The organism is Agrobacterium tumefaciens, from assembly GCF_017726655.1.
GTDB lineage: Bacteria > Pseudomonadota > Alphaproteobacteria > Rhizobiales > Rhizobiaceae > Agrobacterium > Agrobacterium tumefaciens_B.
This window is the reverse complement of record NZ_CP072308.1, coordinates 2,735,581-2,751,899: the sequence shown is the minus strand read 5'-3', so window position 1 is coordinate 2,751,899 and position 16,319 is coordinate 2,735,581. Positions and strand designations below refer to the sequence as shown.

The window sequence follows — 16,319 nt, the reverse complement described above, 5'->3', positions numbered from 1 at the left end:
GTGAGATGGCGCGGCATCCGTCACGGACCGCAGGTTGAGAAAAGTTTCGCAATCATGTTGTATCGAGATTGACCGGGACATATCTGGAAGCGGTCATGCGGTTTGCGCCAGGCGCCAAACGCTTGAAAACGGAACAGTTGTTCCAGCATCCAGCCAGCTGGCAGAGGAGACTATGACGACATGATCGACCGGATCACCGCGCTCATTCAGGCAGGCTTCAGCGCCATCGGCAAAGCCGCCGGTCTGCTCGTCGCCTGGCTCCTGTGGCCATTCATGGCGGCCCATGGCTGGTACAGCGGTCGAAACTGGCTGATCAAGGGGCCGATCGCCCTCATCGTCATCCTGCTGGCCGGCTTTTACGGTTACTTTGTCTGGCAGACCCAGGTCTGGACAAATTTCGATCCGGACTATGTCGCCCGTTACAAGCTTGAGGAACGCACCGTACCGCCCGGGCAGGAACTGCCCGCCGTAACGCCGACCGCGCCGGCCGGTGCAACCGGTGTTGCCGCAAACACCTCCGCCCCGGTCTGCCAGCGCTCGGCCATTGTCGATGCTGCCGCTGACCTGACGGACTTCAATGTCAATCAGAACGCCTGGATTTCCTCCATGCTGCTCTATCGTCTCGGCCTCTTCGGTATGGACTGGGACAGCACGCCCTTTCTCGATAACAAGGCGTCGTTCCAGCGCGGCGTGAACCAGGCCGTGCGCCGCACTGCCGTGGAGCTGGTGGACACGCTTGGCCGCGTGCGCGGCACATCGGGCATCAACAACAATCTCCAGGAAGCGCGTGGAAACATGCAATTCAGCGAATATTCCTGGTATTTCGGCCTTGATCCTTTCGGCCCCAAGACACCGACGCCCAGCTATTATCGAGCCGCCATCCGCAGCTTCCAGGCGTTCAACGGCGAACTCGTCGCCTGCAAGGCCGTCTTCGATACCCGCGCCGACAACCTCATCCAGTTCATCGACCGTATCGCCGGCGATATCGGCTCCACATCCGCCATTCTGCGTGAGCGTTCGGAAAACTACAATGGCGGCTGGTTTGACACCCGAGCCGATGACCGCTTCTGGTTCGCTTATGGCCAGCTCTACGGGTATTACGGCGTTCTCTCCGCCGCTGGATCGGATTTCGCGCAGGTCATCCGCGAGCGTAACCTCACCAACCTCTGGAACGATACATTGTCGCAAACCCGCGCGGCGCTGCGCATCCAGCCGGCGATCATTTCCAATGGTGAAGAAAGCGGCTGGATCATGCCGTCGCATCTCGCGACAATGGGCTTTTACGTGTTGAGAGTTCGCTCCAACCTCGTTGAACTGCGCTCTGTCCTCGACCGATAGACCCTTGGTCCCCCAGCCAGAGTCGCAGGGTGCACCGGTTAGTTGATCAACCGCAGGCGTATGGCCTTTGCGACGAGCTGCGCGCGGTTGACGCAATCCAGCTTGCGGATGGCGTTGTTCATGTAGGCATTGACCGTGTGCTCGGAGATCGAGAAGAGGTCGGCGATCTCGACAGACGTCTTACCCTGGGCTGTCCAGCGAACCACGTCCAACTCGCGTTTCGTCAGCGGCGATCGCCCCTTGGCGCCGCCCTGGCAGAGGCCGTCATAAACCTGCAGCGCGTGCAGCGCGATCATGCTCAGTTCATTCAGGCACGCCTGGGGCAACACGTCCCGGTCGCCCGCGAAGTTCATGAGATGACGGGTGCCCGACATGTCGTGCACCGGCAGCATGACACCGGATGTCATGCCCATGGCTTTCAGGGCGTCCGAGGCCTCCAGTAACGACGGACTGGCAAGGGCGGGATCTTCCAGCGACCAATATTGCGGCATCATCGACGATGCTCCCCGCTTGATGACAAGACAGTCGCCGAGGGCGCCGTTTTGCGTCATCGCATTGACGACCGCGATCGGCAGGCTGCTTTCAATGATCGTCGGCAGGGAAAACGAGTTTTGCCCGCCTGGCAGCCGGATCAGCGTGACATAGGCATAACCGAAGGCGCGCATTACCTCCTGCAGGGCTTCTAGCCATTTTATCTTGTCGGCTGTCGCTGAAAGTTCCTGGCACAACCGCGCCTGTCGCTCTGTCGTCACCATTCGCGCACACCCGTCTGGCCGGCTTCGGTGACCGGACAAAACAGATTTGCAATGGGGGTGAGCAGGGACAGCAGCGTCATCTCGGCAGGTTTGCTTACAAAGCCGGTTTTTCGGGTTTATTTTTTGGCTTGGCCATCAGCTTTTCCAGAAAGCCAAGCATGACCGCCGAGACGACGAAAGCTAGATGGATGATGGTAAACCACATCAGCTTGCTGTCTGTATATTGATTGGCGTTCAGGAAGATTTGCAGCAGGTGGATCGAAGAGATCGCGACAATAGACGAGGCGACCTTGATCTTCAGGCTGCCGGCATCGAGCTTGCCCAGAAACGAAACCTCGGCATCGGCATCATCGAAGCGGCTGACGAAATTCTCATAACCTGAAATCATTACCATCACGATGAGGCTGGCAACCAGCGCCGCATCGATCAGGCCAAGCATGGCAAGGATCATGTCCGCTTCGTCATAGTTGAAAACGTTCTTGGCGACCTTCAGAAACTTGAGCACGAACGAAAACGCGTAAACCGCGAGCGCCGCGACAAGTCCGAGATAAAACACCACGAGCAGCCAGCGGCTGGAGAGAATGATCCGCTCGACGAGCAGTTCAAGAGACTTCATTGCCGTATCCGATTGAGAAACTGTTATTGTCGCGACATGTTTAGACTGGCTGCAAATCACCTAGCAAGCAGCAATGTCGGGACTTTGACCGCACTGTGTTCTTTTCGGCGCGGCTCGCCATTTTTGTCGCAGCCGACAAATGTCATATTTTTGCAACACTACCCGCCGCTGTAAAACATGATGCAAAAAGTCATATATAATATGTTGACTCTTATCGTCATGTTTTTTAGTCCTCGCTTATCGGCTCGCCCGTAACACGTCAGACCAGATCCAGCCGCGCTTGAGTGCGGTGCGCTTTCGCGCGCCCTCACCCATCTGCGCGCAGCATACCCGGGGGTATTCAATGTCCATCTCACGCACGCAGTCCGCGCTGCTCCTGTGCACCGCCATGTCTCTTCTGCCACTCGCCAGCCCGGCCACGGCACAGGATGCCGCCATACAGGCGGACGGCACGACGACGCTCGAAAAGATCGTCGTCAAGGGCAAACGCGTCAAACCGGGCAACGCGCCCGCGGATACCCCACTAGCAAGCCAGACGACCGCAGAAGACATCCGCAAGAAAGACATCGGCAGCATCCGGGATCTCGGAAACACCACGGAACCGGGCGTCGACTACGTTGACGCCAAACCGGGCAGGCCCGGCGGCTTGTTCATCCGCGGGCTGGGCGGCGCTCGGGTCATCACTTTGATTGACAATATTCCCGTCCCCTATTTCAATAATTTCGCCCGTCAGGGCCAGGCTACAACAACCCTCAGCGATACAAGTTCGAGCTTCGATTTTTCGTCTCTTTCGACCGTTGACGTGGTGCGCGGCGCCGATTCCAGCCGCATCGGTTCCGGTGCCCTTGGCGGTGCGCTGGTGCTGCGCACGCTTGATCCGGAGGACCTGATCGGCGAAGGCCGTGACTGGGGCGGTGTTGCCAAGACCACCTATGACAGCGAGGACAGAAGCATCGGCGGATCGCTCGCCGTTGCCAAGAAGATCGACAACACGTCGGTCCTGTTTCAGGGCTCATACAAGCGCGGCAACGAGACCGATAATAAGGGCACGGCCGATATCTACGGCACACGCCGAACCAAGCCAAACCCCGCCGACACCTATGAAAGCAACCTGATGTTCAAGATCCGGCAGGATCTGGAGGGTGGCCACAGCATCGGCCTGACCGCCGAGCGTTATTCGCTGCGAAACCGCAGCGACATGAAGACATTGCAGGGCGTCAGCGTCTCCGGCTCCACCTACCGCATTGGCGATTACCGGGGTTACGAGGATACCGAGCGTGACCGCGTATCCCTCGATTACGAATATGAGGCACCCTCGACCGACGGTGTGGTCGATGCCGCCAATCTCTCGCTCTACTGGACGCGTCTTTCCAAGGAATCCGGCGCCGGCGACCGCCTGACCAACAATTCGCTCTATATTCGCGAAGACAGCATGCGCAACAGCGCCTTCGGCATCGTCGGCGGCCTGGAATCCGGGTTTGAACTTGGCGGCGTGCAGCACACCGTTCGTTTTGGCGGCAACGCCATGACGACCGATTTCAGCCAGGAGCTTTTCGCCAACACGGCCGGCTCGACCTCCTCGTCGCAATCGGACATGCCAGACGTGAACGGCAAGAGCCTCGGCCTTTATATCGATGACGAAATCGCCTTTGGCAACGGCTTCCGCCTGACGCCCGGCCTGCGCTTCGATTCTTACGACTACGATCCCGATGGCTCCGTATCCAGCAACAGCGGCTACCGAACCTTCGGCCTGCCGAGCGGCAATAGCGGCTCGCGCTTCTCGCCGAAGCTTCTTGCCACCTATGACGTCACGCCCGAACTACAGCTTTTCGCACAATGGTCGATGGCCTATCGCGCCCCGACAATCAACGAACTGTATCTGAACTTCTCCAACGTCAGCTCCGGTTACGCTGTTGTAGGTAACTCCGCCCTCAATCCCGAGACCAGCAACGGCTTCGAGATCGGCGCGAACTACGCCTCCGGCGACCTGACGGGGAGCCTGACGCTGTTCCACAACAAGTATAAAGACTTCATCGAGCAATATACGACGTCGACGACGCTTTTCCCCGGCTTCGGCGGCAGGGGTAACGGCTCGCTCTTCACCTATCGCAACCGCAACAACGTCGAAATCTCCGGCGTCGAAGCCAAGGTGCGCAAGGAACTCGCAAATGGCTTCTTCGCGCATGCCTCGCTTGCCTATGCCTATGGTAAGGACACGGATACCAATGAGTTCATCCGCACGGTCGCGCCATTCAAGTCCGTCCTCGGGGTCGGTTATGCGCAGGATGTCTGGGGCACGGAGTTCACCGGCATCTTCTCCTCCGGCATGCGGGACGACAAGGTGGCCAACACCTTCGACGCGCCCGGCTACGGCGTCTTTAACCTGACCGGCTGGTGGGAGCCGGAACAGACCAAGGGCCTGCGCATCCAGGCGGGTGTCTACAACCTGTTCGACAGGAAATACTGGAATGGTGTTGGCGTCCGAGACGTGAACCCAAATTCGGTCAGCACCGTCAATCAGCCAGTCGATTTCTACACGGAACCAGGCCGCACCTTCAAAATCTCCCTAACCCAGAAATTCTAAAACGGGGCGGAAGCATCATCTCCAGTTGGGCGGCCTTCGGGCCGCCCCTTTTTTGTCAGCGGCAATAAAGATAGCCGCCCTTTCGCTCCAGCACGTCGAGATGCAGGTGATCCTGATGCGTGGCATCGCTGCCGGGGGACAGAACCGTGCGGAAGAACAGGCAGGCGGCGGCGGTGATGGTGCGCTGGAACGCACCTTCCGGCGTGCCATCCTCGCCGCGCGGTTTCATCACCAGCGGTTCGCCCTTGTCGAAGGAGATCGTGGATATATCCACGGCATTGCCCTTGGCATGCTCGGAAATCTTGCCATTTTCCGCACTGTTGCGGTTGCGGCAGATATAGGTCGAGGCATTGGCAATCGCCGTCACCTTTTTTTCCGGCATGGCGATCGCAGCCGCCGGCAGCATCATTTCCTTTGTCCAGCGAGAAAGAGCAAGGGCCGTCTCGCAGCGCATGGTGCCGGCGGGCTCAAGCTTGATGCCTGGCAGAACGGCCGAAAGCTCGACGGGCGATTCGATGCCGCATCCCTGTTCCTCGTCGCGGATGGGCTCAAGCGGTTTGAACTCCGCGCCGATCTCCTTCAACGCGCCAAGGCATGCCTGGAGTGCGGCCGGGTCCTCAGGCTTTACCGGTTCCGGTATTTTTTCATCGGGTTTGGCCGCCTCGTCAGCGGGTTTCTGCTGCCCTCCGCCATCGTCCCTCCGGCTCTGAGGGGCGGTTTCATCGATCTTTTTGTCAACGGGCGTTTTCTCGCCATCCGGTTTCTGCTCGGAAGCTGTCGGTTTTACTGCGGGCTTCTGTTCCGCGTCAGGCTCAGGCTTCGGTACAGGTTTCGGCGCTTCCGCCGGATTTTGCGGCGTTCCGTCAGCTGGCTTTTTCGAAGGCGTGGCGGCCTGCCCCTCGCCGGGTTTCGGCTGTGGCAACGGCACCTGCGCAGGCGGTTCGGAAGCGGAAATCAAGGCGAGGCTGACAGCCAGAAGACACAGGCGATGAAGCATTTTACGGGGCACTCCTGACCATTTCGGCACGGAAGCAACGCGGCGGCGGCCCGTAAGGTTCATTCATCCGGCGAAATCCGCTTGCCAAGGCGGAGCGTGCACGCTAACAATTTTCCCATGAATATCGTGTCTAAGAACATTGCTAACTGGTGGTGGAGCAGCTTTACGCGGCCTTGACCAGTCATGTCTTCAGACAAAGTCCAAGCCGCCCGAATTTTCAGGCGGCTTTTTTGTTATTTTGCCGCCTGTCATCGGGCCTGAACAACGGAAGTACGAAAGAAATGGTAACGATCATTCAGGATGACGGAGCGGAAACCTACGAGACGAAAGGCGGCATCAAGGTCAGCCGCAAGCGTCGCGCCGCCGATTATGCCAATGCCATCGACAACTATGTCGAAAAGCTCGATTCCCATCGCGGCGCGGTTTTTTCGTCCAACTATGAATATCCGGGCCGTTACACCCGTTGGGATACAGCCATCATCGATCCGCCACTCGGTATTTCCTGTTTTGGCCGCAAAATGTGGATCGAGGCTTATAATGGCCGTGGCGAAGTGCTGCTCGATTTCATTATCGAAAAGCTGAAGGCGACGCCCGATCTCACGCTTGGCGCTGCCACCACACGTCGTCTTGATCTCACCGTCAACGAGCCGGACCGCGTCTTTACCGAAGAAGAGCGCTCGAAAATCCCGACCGTCTTCACCGCACTGCGCGCCATTGTCGATCTCTTCCATTCTAGCGCGGATTCGGCGATCGGCCTGTTCGGCGCATTCGGTTACGATCTCGCCTTCCAGTTCGACGCCATCAAGCTATCGCTGGCGCGGCCGGAAGACCAGCGCGACATGGTGCTCTACCTGCCCGACGAAATTCTCGTCGTTGACCACTATTCCGCCAAGGCCTGGATCGACCGTTACGATTTCGAAAAGGGCGGTGTGACGACGGACGGCAAGTCTTCCGAGATTGCCCCCGAGCCCTTCAAGACCACCGACACGATCCCGCCGAAGGGCGATCATCGTCCCGGCGAATATTCCGAACTTGTCGTGAAGGCCAAGGAAAGCTTCCGCCGCGGCGATCTGTTCGAGGTCGTTCCCGGGCAGAAGTTCATGGAACGCTGCGAAAGCAATCCCTCGGCGATTTCGCGCCGCCTGAAGGCGATCAACCCCTCGCCCTATTCCTTCTTCATCAATCTCGGCCATCAGGAATATCTGGTCGGCGCTTCGCCGGAAATGTTCGTGCGCGTCTCCGGCCGCCGCATCGAGACCTGCCCGATTTCCGGCACCATTAAGCGCGGTGACGATCCGATTGCCGATAGCGAGCAGATCCTGAAGCTGCTCAACTCGAAGAAGGACGAATCAGAGCTCACCATGTGCTCGGATGTCGACCGTAACGACAAGAGCCGCGTCTGCGAGCCGGGCTCGGTGAAGGTCATCGGCCGCCGCCAGATCGAGATGTATTCGCGCCTCATCCACACAGTGGACCATATCGAAGGCCGCCTCCGGGACGACATGGATGCCTTTGACGGTTTCCTCAGCCACGCCTGGGCTGTCACCGTCACCGGTGCACCAAAGCTTTGGGCCATGCGTTTCATCGAAGGTCATGAAAAGAGCCCGCGCGCCTGGTATGGCGGTGCGATCGGCATGGTCGGCTTCAACGGCGACATGAACACGGGCCTGACGCTGCGCACCATTCGCATCAAGGACGGCATCGCCGAGGTGCGCGCTGGCGCGACCCTGCTCAACGATTCCAATCCGCAGGAAGAAGAAGCCGAAACCGAACTGAAGGCATCCGCCATGATCGCCGCCATCCGTGACGCGAAAGCGACCAACGCCGCTGCCACCAAGCGCGATGCCGCGAAGGTCGGCACCGGCGTCAAAATTCTGCTCGTCGATCACGAAGACAGCTTCGTGCACACGCTGGCGAATTATTTCCGCCAGACGGGCGCAACCGTCTCCACCGTCAGAACGCCGGTGGCGGCAGATGTGTTTGATCGCTTCCAGCCGGATCTCGTCGTTCTCTCCCCCGGACCGGGCAACCCGACGGATTTCGACTGCAAGGCGACGATCAAGGCCGCCCGCGCGCGTGAGCTGCCGATCTTCGGCGTCTGCCTCGGCCTTCAGGCTTTGGCGGAGGCCTATGGCGGCGAGTTGCGCCAGCTTGCGGTGCCGATGCATGGTAAACCGTCGCGCATTCGTGTGCTGGAGCCCGGCCTCGTCTTCTCCGGCCTCGGCAAGGAAGTCACCGTTGGCCGTTATCACTCGATCTTCGCCGATCCCACCACCCTGCCGCGTGATTTCATCATCACCGCGGAAAGCGAAGACGGCACGATCATGGGCATCGAACACGCCAAGGAACCGGTGGCCGCCGTTCAGTTCCACCCGGAATCGATCATGACGCTCGGCCAGGACGCCGGCATGCGGATGATCGAGAATGTGGTGGTGCATCTGACCCGCAAGGCGAAGACGAAAGCGGCATGATAACGGCTGCCGACGTCATCAGCATCGAGCCGATCCGGGCAGAACACATTGAGAGCTTTCATCATGCGCTTGATGCGGTGTCGCGCGAACGCAAATATCTGAGCTTCCTGGAGGCGCCGCCGCGCGAATCGGTGCGCGCCTTCGTTCTCGACATGATCGAAAACGACCATCCGCAATTCGTCGCGATTGCGGGTGGCAAAGTGATCGGCTGGTGCGATATCCGCCGCCATGACAGGGCAACCCGCGCCCATTGCGGCACACTCGGCATGGGCATCCTGCCTGCCTACCGCGACAAGGGACTGGGCGCGCGGTTGATGCGGCGGACACTCGATGCTGCCCGCGAATTCGGGCTGCATCGTGTGGAACTGAGCGTGCATGCGGACAACGCCAGAGCGATTGCGCTTTATGAAAAGATCGGCTTTGTGCAGGAAGGGCGAGCGCGCGACGCCGTCCTGATTGACGGGCGTCACATTGACAGCCTCAACATGGCGTTCATCTTCGGTTGACGGGCTGACCGCGCCTTAGCCACGCGGCAGCGAGGCGGAAATGCACAGTGCGAATTTCTTCAGAAGCTGTATGTCAAAATGTCCATCGCGCCGTAGCATCCAGGTCAGCGCATCATTCGCTGTCCATGGCTTCTTATAGGGTCTGACCGAGGTGACGGCATCATAGACGTCGCAAATCGCCGCAATGCGCGCGTAAAGGCTGATCTCGCCGCCGGCACGACCGCTGGGATAACCGCCGCCATCGATCCGCTCGTGATGATTAAAGCAGACATCAAGCACCATGTCGGGCATCTGCCCGTCACGCGACAGGATATCGCGCCCGAATACGGGGTGGAGATTGATGATCTCACGCTCCTCGATGGAGAGCCCCTCTGTCTTGTTCAGAATGGATGAGGGGATTTCGACCTTGCCTATATCGTGGAGCAAGCCGCAAACACCGAGCAGGTTGACCGTTTCCTTGTTCAGCCCCAGATAATTACTAAAGAGGATCATGAGGCCGCTGACGGAAACCGAATGCACGAAGGTCGTTTCATCCTTCGACTTCAGCCGCGTGACGCCGATAAAGACGGCCGGGTTGGCCTGAATGGCGTTGGAAATCTTTCCCGCCGCCGCCGTCATTCCCTCGAAGGAAACACAACCGCCACCTCCAGCAACCGAAAATGTCTCAGCGATCGAATCCGCGGCTGAGCGCACCACCTGAGTGACGGCTGCAACCATCAATGGAGACGGATTCGTCTGCAACATGCCGGCATTCGCCGGGTCGTGGCTGGCGCCGACATCGCTACCCTTGGCGGTATTGATGACGATGCTTTCCGCCCCACTTTTTTTCAGTTGCAGCACAGCCTCCTCGCGCTGCAAAAGAAAGCGGTGCTTCCGCGCAATTTGATTGTTCGAAACCGTCCCCTCGACGGCTTCGATAAACATGCCCACAGCCAATTGCTGGGTTGAAATTCGTTTCAACATCAGAGTCTTTTATTTTCCTTCCCGGGAATGTTACGGTCAAACCGAAATTCGCAAGAACCCGGCCGAACCGCCCTCCCTCAAAGCATAAAGCCTTCGCCCTCCCGGCTTTGCTTCGTTATGAAACACTATAAATAAGATAGCACGAATATGAAAATTTTTTACTATCACTATATTTAAAAGCGATAAAAAGATGAAGAAAAAAGCTGACAACAACCTCAGAATGTAAATGAGAGAACATATCGCGTGCAAACAATACCAGGAGTCGAAGAAAAGCCCATGAGTTCCCAGTTAGAAACGCGCATCGACCAGGGTACTGGCCGAGAGCCGGCAGAGTTGGTTCTCAAGGGCGGTCGCTTTTTCGACCTCGTGACCGGAGAGCTGGTCGCCTCGGACATTGCTGTTTGCGGGGATACCGTCGTTGGCACCTGTGGAGACTATAAAGGCATCCGCGAAATAGACATTTCCGGAAAAATCGTTGTTCCGGGTTTCATCGATACTCATCTGCATATCGAATCCTCGCTCGTCACGCCGCATGAATTCGACCGTTGCGTTCTGCCCTATGGTGTCACCACCGCTATCTGCGACCCGCATGAGATTGCCAATGTGCTGGGCGCGGAAGGGCTACAGTTCTTCCTCGACAGCGCCATGGAAACGATCATGGACATCCGCGTGCAGCTGTCCTCCTGCGTGCCCGCCACCCATCTGGAAACATCAGGGGCCGATCTGCCGATCGAAAAGCTCCTGCCGTTCCGGCATCACCCGAAGGTCATCGGTCTTGCCGAATTCATGAATTTCCCCGGCGTCATCCATAAGGACCCGGTGTGCATGGCCAAGCTTGAGGCCTTTCAGGGCCAGCATATCGATGGCCACGCCCCGCTTCTGTCGGGAACGGCGCTCAACGGTTATCTCGCCGCCGGCATCCGCACGGAACACGAATGCACGAGCGCCCCGGAGGCGCTGGAGAAAATCCGCAAAGGCATGCATATTCTGGTGCGCGAAGGCTCGGTCTCGAAAGACCTGCACGCGCTGATGCCCATCATCACCGAACGCTTGTCGCCCTATCTGGCGCTCTGCACGGATGACCGCAACCCGCTCGATATCGCAGAACAGGGCCATCTCGACTATATGATCCGCACGGCGATCGCCAGCGGCGTGGAACCGCTCGCCATCTATCGCGCCGCCTCGATTTCCGCTGCGAAAGCCTTTGGCCTGCGTGATCGCGGTCTTGTCGCGCCGGGATGGCGCGCCGATCTCGTGGTCATCGACAGCCTGCAAAACTGCAAGGCGAGCATGGTGCTCTCCGCTGGTCGCATCGTCGATGACGCTCTCTTCGCCACCCGCAAGCCCGTCGCGCCCGTGGGTCTCGACAGCGTCAAGTCAAGGCCGGTGCTGGCGGCCCATTTCGGCGTACCCGTCACAGAAGGTGAAAGCCCCGTCATGGGCGTGCTTCCCGGCAAGATCATCACCGAGCACCGCCGCTACAAGCTGCCGACCGACGGCAACCAGACCACGGTCGACCTTGAGAACGACATCATCAAGGTGGCCGTCATTGAGCGTCACGGCAAGAACGGCAACCACGCCAATGGTTTCGTTCAGGGCTTTGGCCTGAAGAAGGGCGCAATCGCCTCCACCGTCGGTCACGACAGCCACAATATCTGCGTCGTCGGCGTGAGCGAAGACGACATGGCGCTCGCCGCCAACCGGCTCGGAGACATCAAGGGTGGTTTCGTTGTGGTCGAAGACGGACGGGTGACCGGCGAAATCGCGCTTCCCGTTGCAGGGCTCATGAGCCTCGAGCCATACGAGACCGTTCGCGATACGCTGCACACGCTCCGAAAAGCAGCCTATGCGCTCGGCACCACACTGGAAGAACCCTTCCTGCAGGTGGCTTTCCTCCCCCTGCCCGTCATCCCGCATCTGAAGATTTCCGATAAGGGCATGGTGGATGTCGACCGGTTTGCGCTGATCTGACAGAGGGATTTCGGACCAAAGTCCATTGAGCGCAACGTCCGCGCCTTCAGGCGCGGATCGCGTTCTCAGGCCTTGGATTCCGACGGCCATGTGACGTAATAATACCGGTCTGCAACCTTGCCGAAATACGCATTGCTGCCCGTTGTTTTGTCGACATAGCTGCCATTTTTGCCCTTAGACAGGGTCCCGTCGTCACTGCGCTTGAGATGGCCGTTGAGGAAGTCGACCCAATCGGTTTTGCCAATGTCCGTCGCGGCCGTCGACTTCGTGCCTTTCTGGCCTGGATCCCACGCATTGACCGCTTTACCTTTCGTAGGGTCGGAAACCTTCAATTGGCCGGTCGAGAGGGCATCCACCATCGACCGTGCGCGCAGATATTGCTCCGGATCATCCCCTGACGCGGAAAGCTTTGCTTTCAGAGACTGCATGAAATCAGACGACGTCATGTCATCGGTGGGAAAATTGGGCGCGGCGGCAGCGCTCTGGGCGCTTTGCGCGCTTCGAGCCGACTGGGAGGTTCGCGAAGCCTGCGACGTTTGCGAGGATGCAGATGATGCACGAACGGACGACTGCCCGGCAGAAAAGGTGTCGCGGATCGATGACGGCTGTCTCGCCGGCTGCGTTTTGGCGCGGGAAGAACGCGAATTGCCGCCGGAGGACTGGTTCAAACTCTTGAATGAAACAGGCATAACAATATCCCCTGCATCGCCTTGCAGTTGCAAACATGAAATACTTGACGTGAGAAATATTAGCGACCGAAACTTATGCAAGACTGGAGTTGCTAAATATAAATGTAAACAAATCCGGAATATATTAGCATATTTCAATATTTTATTATATGTATTGTTACTCCTGCAGGTGGGATATCAGGGAGCCAGCCTTCGGCGAAAATACACCACGCGCTCCGTCTCCTCAAATCCGAGCGCGGCATGCATGCGGTGAGAGCTGAGATTGGCGATATCGGCATCGGAGGCGAGTTCGCTGACGCCCTGGGCTATCGCCCACCGGGTTACCTCCGTCACCAGCGCGGCGGCGACGCCCTGCCGCCGATACGCCTCCTCCACGTAAATCCCTTCGAGAAAGGCCACGGGCGACGTATCGCAACCATTGACGTAATCCCGCCGCAAACTGGCCTCGGCGAAACCGATGGCCGATCCATCAGGACCGTGGACGATGAAGCCGGCGCCGTTTTCGCAGACATCCTGTAACTCGGCCCTGTGATCGTCCAGGGTCGTATCCGGCCACAGGCGGTGTCGCAGAAGGCACCAGTCATCCGGGTAATCGCCAGCGTTTTGCACTTCATAAGACTTGATCATGAAACGATCCCGCAAAAGACGTCCAGCCCCTCCAGCTTGACGGTGCCGCCATCAAACAGCGGCTCGAACCCCGGCATAGGCAGAATTGTGGTTACGCTCATGCCCTTGGGGACGGGAAACTCCACCGGCTTGCGCGTCAGGTTGAAAACAAAGAGCAAAGTGTGCTCCCCTTTATGGCGCGTGAAGGCCAGCACGTCGAGATTGGTTTTCAGGAACGTCATGTCGCCGTCACGCAGCGCGCCGTGGCTTTTCCGGAACGACAGGACCGCCCGGTAATGGTTGAGGATCGAGTCCGGCCTGCGTTCCTGCGCATCCGCAGCGTGCATCGCATGCGCATAGGGCACCGGCAGCCACGGTTTCTCAGCGGTTGAAAAGCCGGAATTCTGCTTGCCTGTTTCCCACACCATCGGCGTGCGGCATCCATCGCGCCCCTTGAAGGCGGGCCAGAAGCGAATACCATAGGGGTCACGCAAATCCGCGAAAGCCAGTTCCGCCTCCGTCAAGCCGAGTTCCTCGCCCTGATAGAGGCAAATGGACCCGCGCAAACTGGCGAGAACGCAGATCGCGAGCTTGGCAACCCGCGTCTGTTCTTCGGCGCCTTCCGAAAAGCGGCTGAGGTGACGCACCACGTCATGGTTGGAAAAGGCCCAGCACACCCACCCATCCGTCACTACCTTGCCGAAGGTTTCGACGGATCCGCGAATGTGTTTGGCGGTGAAATCCGGCCCCAGAAGGTCGAAGGTGTAGCACATGTTGAGCTTGTCGTTGCCGGAGGTGTAGGCGGCAACGGTTTTGAGCGATCTTGCCCCGTCTCCCACCTCTCCCACGGTGGCGCGGCCCTCATATTCATCGAGCAGCGCGCGGAAGCGCTTCAGGAATTCGATGTTTTCCGGCCGCGTCTTGTCGTAGAGATGGTCCTGCATGCCGTAGGGATTGACGTCGGAAGCGTCGAGCCCGAAGCTTTCCTCGTCGAACAGCGGCGGGTTGTCGCGCAGAAGCTTGTCGTGGAAATAGTGGTTGACGGTATCGAGCCGGAAACCGTCCACGCCGCGATCCAGCCAGAAGCGTACCGTTTTCAGCAGCGCATCCTGAACCTCGGGATTGTGGAAATTCAGGTCCGGTTGCGACGCCAGGAAGCTGTGCATGTAATATTGCTTGCGCACCCCGTCCCATTCCCAGGCCGGTCCGCCGAATACTGAAAGCCAGTTTGTCGGTGCCGTGCCATCCGGCTTGGGGTTGGCCCAGACATACCAGTCGGCCTTGCTGTTTGTCCGGCTCGCCCGGCTGTCCACAAACCAGGGATGCTGGTCCGACGTGTGCGAAATCACCTGATCGATGATGACTTTTAAGCCGAGGCGATGCGCCTCGGCCATCAGCGCGTCGAAATCGGCAAGCGTGCCGAACAGCGGATCGACACTGCAATAATCGGAAACGTCGTAGCCCATATCCGCCATGGGCGAGGTGAAGAAGGGCGAAAGCCAGATAGCATCGACACCGAGCGAAGCGATGTATGGCAAGCGCTTGGTCACGCCGGCAAGATCGCCATAGCCGTCGCCTGTCGTATCCTGAAACGAGCGCGGATAGACCTGATAGATCACCGCTCCCTTCCACCAGTCCGATTGCGCTTGGGGTTTGTGGACCGGGGCATGGGATAACGTCATCGGCAATCTCCTGAGCATGTCTGTCGGGAGAATATAAAGCCGATGCCTCCGCGTAAACCTTAACTTCGCACCTGCACAAACGGCGAGAACCGCCCTTGTCAGCAGCCTGCGCTCGTCGTAAGCCGCATGGCTGGAAAATTCGGGAGGATGATGGCGTGGGCGGACGGTTTCTGTCGATTGGCGAATGCATGGTGGAATTGTCGCAGGCCGGCAACGGGCTGCTGCGCAAGGGTTTTGCCGGGGATACGTTCAATACCGCCTGGTATGCCCGCGCCTGTCTGCCGCAAGACTGGTCCGTCGATTATTTCACTGCCCTCGGCGATGATCCGCTCTCGCAAGACATGCTGGCCTTTATTGCCGAAGCCGGAATCGGCACTGAAAAAATCCGCCGCATCAAGGGTGGCACGCCCGGCCTCTACCTCATCAACCTGAAGGACGGCGAACGCACCTTCAGCTACTGGCGCAATGCCGCGGCGGCAAGACAGCTCGCTGCGGACGCGGACCACTTGCGTAGAACGGTGGAAAGCGCGGATGTGGTCTATTTCTCCGGCATCACGCTCGCCATTCTCGCCTCCGCGCATGATGTCGATACGTTCCTCGCGGAACTGCGCCGCGCCAAGGCGGCGGGCAAGCTGGTGGTCTTCGATCCCAACATCCGCCCGCGCCTCTGGGCTGACAAGGACGTCATGCTGCAGACGATCTCCAATGGTGCCCGCGCCGCAACGCTTGTCATGCCGAGCTTCGATGACGAGGCCAGCCATTTCGGCGATGTCTCCGTGGAAGCGACCATCACCCGCTACCGTTCGCTCGGCGTTGAAAACATCGTCGTGAAGGACGGCGCCAAGGGCGCAACACTCGATTTCGGCGGCAGCCGCAGCCACGCCCCGGCGGAAAAGGCCGTGGATGTGGTGGACACGACGAGCGCTGGCGACAGTTTCAACGGCGCCTTCCTTGCCCGCTATGTGACCGGAAGCTCTCCGGAAGAGGCCGCCACCTTCGCCGCAAGGGCCGCGGCAACCGTCATCGGCCACCATGGCGCGCTGATCAGCCCGGAGTTGCTGCCGCTGGTCGGCTAACCCCTGGGCGCCGCCGATACCGCCCTGACATGATCCTGTAACACGCGCGCCCCATATACGGGCGG

Annotated in this window: 13 protein-coding genes; 6 read left to right on the top strand and 7 right to left on the bottom strand. The window is 59.0% G+C overall.

The genetic code is table 11. The features are described 5' to 3' along the window. Window positions 1-180: 180 nt before the first annotated feature. Window positions 181-1,338: a DUF2333 family protein gene (locus AT6N2_RS13440; RefSeq protein WP_144577175.1), complete on the top strand. Its 1,158-nt coding sequence runs from the start codon at window positions 181-183 to the stop codon at window positions 1,336-1,338. A gap of 38 nt (window positions 1,339-1,376) precedes the next feature. Here the strand turns inward: AT6N2_RS13440 and AT6N2_RS13435 are convergent, their stop codons facing one another. Both AT6N2_RS13435 and AT6N2_RS13430 read right to left on the bottom strand, forming a co-directional pair. Beyond that, on the bottom strand, window positions 1,377-2,093 hold the full coding sequence (locus tag AT6N2_RS13435; RefSeq protein ID WP_144577173.1) for a helix-turn-helix transcriptional regulator: 717 nt from the start codon (window positions 2,091-2,093) through the stop codon (window positions 1,377-1,379). 94 nt (window positions 2,094-2,187) lie between these two features. Beyond that, window positions 2,188-2,709: a TIGR00645 family protein gene (locus AT6N2_RS13430; protein WP_063950726.1), complete on the bottom strand. Its 522-nt coding sequence runs from the start codon at window positions 2,707-2,709 to the stop codon at window positions 2,188-2,190. A gap of 343 nt (window positions 2,710-3,052) precedes the next feature. Between AT6N2_RS13430 and AT6N2_RS13425 the strand changes: the two genes are divergently transcribed. Further along, window positions 3,053-5,293 carry a TonB-dependent hemoglobin/transferrin/lactoferrin family receptor gene (locus AT6N2_RS13425; RefSeq protein WP_209087390.1) on the top strand — a complete coding sequence of 747 codons (2,241 nt, stop codon included), beginning with the start codon at window positions 3,053-3,055 and terminating at the stop codon, window positions 5,291-5,293. A gap of 55 nt (window positions 5,294-5,348) precedes the next feature. On the opposite strand, the gene AT6N2_RS13420 is transcribed toward AT6N2_RS13425, so the two are convergent. Beyond that, on the bottom strand, window positions 5,349-6,290 hold the full coding sequence (locus AT6N2_RS13420; RefSeq protein ID WP_209087388.1) for an extensin family protein: 942 nt from the start codon (window positions 6,288-6,290) through the stop codon (window positions 5,349-5,351). Window positions 6,291-6,571: 281 nt separating this feature from the next. Between AT6N2_RS13420 and AT6N2_RS13415 the strand changes: the two genes are divergently transcribed. Together AT6N2_RS13415 and AT6N2_RS13410 are read left to right on the top strand one after the other, a co-directional pair. Next, window positions 6,572-8,761 (top strand): anthranilate synthase, encoded by a 2,190-nt coding sequence (locus tag AT6N2_RS13415; protein WP_209087387.1) that lies wholly within the window; start codon window positions 6,572-6,574, stop codon window positions 8,759-8,761. Continuing rightward, window positions 8,758-9,267 carry a GNAT family N-acetyltransferase gene (locus AT6N2_RS13410; RefSeq protein ID WP_209087385.1) on the top strand — a complete coding sequence of 170 codons (510 nt, stop codon included), beginning with the start codon at window positions 8,758-8,760 and terminating at the stop codon, window positions 9,265-9,267. Before AT6N2_RS13415 ends, AT6N2_RS13410 begins: the two co-directional genes overlap by 4 nt. A 15-nt stretch (window positions 9,268-9,282) precedes the next feature. On the opposite strand, the gene AT6N2_RS13405 is transcribed toward AT6N2_RS13410, so the two are convergent. After that, on the bottom strand, window positions 9,283-10,230 hold the full coding sequence (locus tag AT6N2_RS13405; RefSeq protein WP_209087383.1) for an HD-GYP domain-containing protein: 948 nt from the start codon (window positions 10,228-10,230) through the stop codon (window positions 9,283-9,285). 276 nt (window positions 10,231-10,506) lie between these two features. Here AT6N2_RS13405 and ade point away from each other — a divergent pair, with 276 nt between their 5' ends. Continuing rightward, window positions 10,507-12,201, top strand: coding sequence for an adenine deaminase (gene ade / locus AT6N2_RS13400; RefSeq protein ID WP_209087381.1), 1,695 nt, complete (start codon window positions 10,507-10,509; stop codon window positions 12,199-12,201). A gap of 65 nt (window positions 12,202-12,266) precedes the next feature. Here ade and AT6N2_RS13395 read toward each other — a convergent pair whose 3' ends face one another. The 3 genes from AT6N2_RS13395 to AT6N2_RS13385 all read right to left on the bottom strand — a co-directional run bounded on the left by AT6N2_RS13395 (window position 12,267) and on the right by AT6N2_RS13385 (window position 15,178). Further along, window positions 12,267-12,923: a hypothetical protein gene (locus AT6N2_RS13395; RefSeq protein ID WP_233282452.1), complete on the bottom strand. Its 657-nt coding sequence runs from the start codon at window positions 12,921-12,923 to the stop codon at window positions 12,267-12,269. Between the two features lie 144 nt (window positions 12,924-13,067). Then, window positions 13,068-13,517 (bottom strand): aminoglycoside 6'-N-acetyltransferase, encoded by a 450-nt coding sequence (aac(6'), locus tag AT6N2_RS13390; protein ID WP_209087379.1) that lies wholly within the window; start codon window positions 13,515-13,517, stop codon window positions 13,068-13,070. Further along, window positions 13,514-15,178, bottom strand: coding sequence for an alpha-glucosidase family protein (locus tag AT6N2_RS13385; protein ID WP_209087377.1), 1,665 nt, complete (start codon window positions 15,176-15,178; stop codon window positions 13,514-13,516). The genes aac(6') and AT6N2_RS13385 overlap by 4 nt, the downstream gene beginning before the upstream one ends. 155 nt (window positions 15,179-15,333) lie before the next feature. On the opposite strand from AT6N2_RS13385, the gene AT6N2_RS13380 reads away from it, so the two are divergent. Beyond that, the gene (locus AT6N2_RS13380; protein WP_209087375.1) at window positions 15,334-16,254 is read left to right on the top strand and encodes a sugar kinase; all 921 of its coding nucleotides are present in this window, start codon (window positions 15,334-15,336) and stop codon (window positions 16,252-16,254) included. Window positions 16,255-16,319 lie beyond the last annotated feature (65 nt).

Bases quoted from the DNA above. Each gene is read 5' to 3' on its own strand.
- AT6N2_RS13385 (WP_209087377.1), bottom strand. From the start codon at position 15,178: ATGACGTTATCCCATGCCCCGGTCCACAAACCCCAAGCGCAATCGGAC.
- AT6N2_RS13440 (WP_144577175.1), top strand. From the start codon at position 181: ATGATCGACCGGATCACCGCGCTCATTCAGGCAGGCTTCAGCGCCATC.
- AT6N2_RS13435 (WP_144577173.1), bottom strand. From the start codon at position 2,093: ATGGTGACGACAGAGCGACAGGCGCGGTTGTGCCAGGAACTTTCAGCG.
- AT6N2_RS13405 (WP_209087383.1), bottom strand. From the start codon at position 10,230: ATGTTGAAACGAATTTCAACCCAGCAATTGGCTGTGGGCATGTTTATC.
- AT6N2_RS13410 (WP_209087385.1), top strand. From the start codon at position 8,758: ATGATAACGGCTGCCGACGTCATCAGCATCGAGCCGATCCGGGCAGAA.
- AT6N2_RS13415 (WP_209087387.1), top strand. From the start codon at position 6,572: ATGGTAACGATCATTCAGGATGACGGAGCGGAAACCTACGAGACGAAA.
- AT6N2_RS13425 (WP_209087390.1), top strand. From the start codon at position 3,053: ATGTCCATCTCACGCACGCAGTCCGCGCTGCTCCTGTGCACCGCCATG.
- AT6N2_RS13420 (WP_209087388.1), bottom strand. From the start codon at position 6,290: ATGCTTCATCGCCTGTGTCTTCTGGCTGTCAGCCTCGCCTTGATTTCC.
- ade (WP_209087381.1), top strand. From the start codon at position 10,507: ATGAGTTCCCAGTTAGAAACGCGCATCGACCAGGGTACTGGCCGAGAG.
- AT6N2_RS13430 (WP_063950726.1), bottom strand. From the start codon at position 2,709: ATGAAGTCTCTTGAACTGCTCGTCGAGCGGATCATTCTCTCCAGCCGC.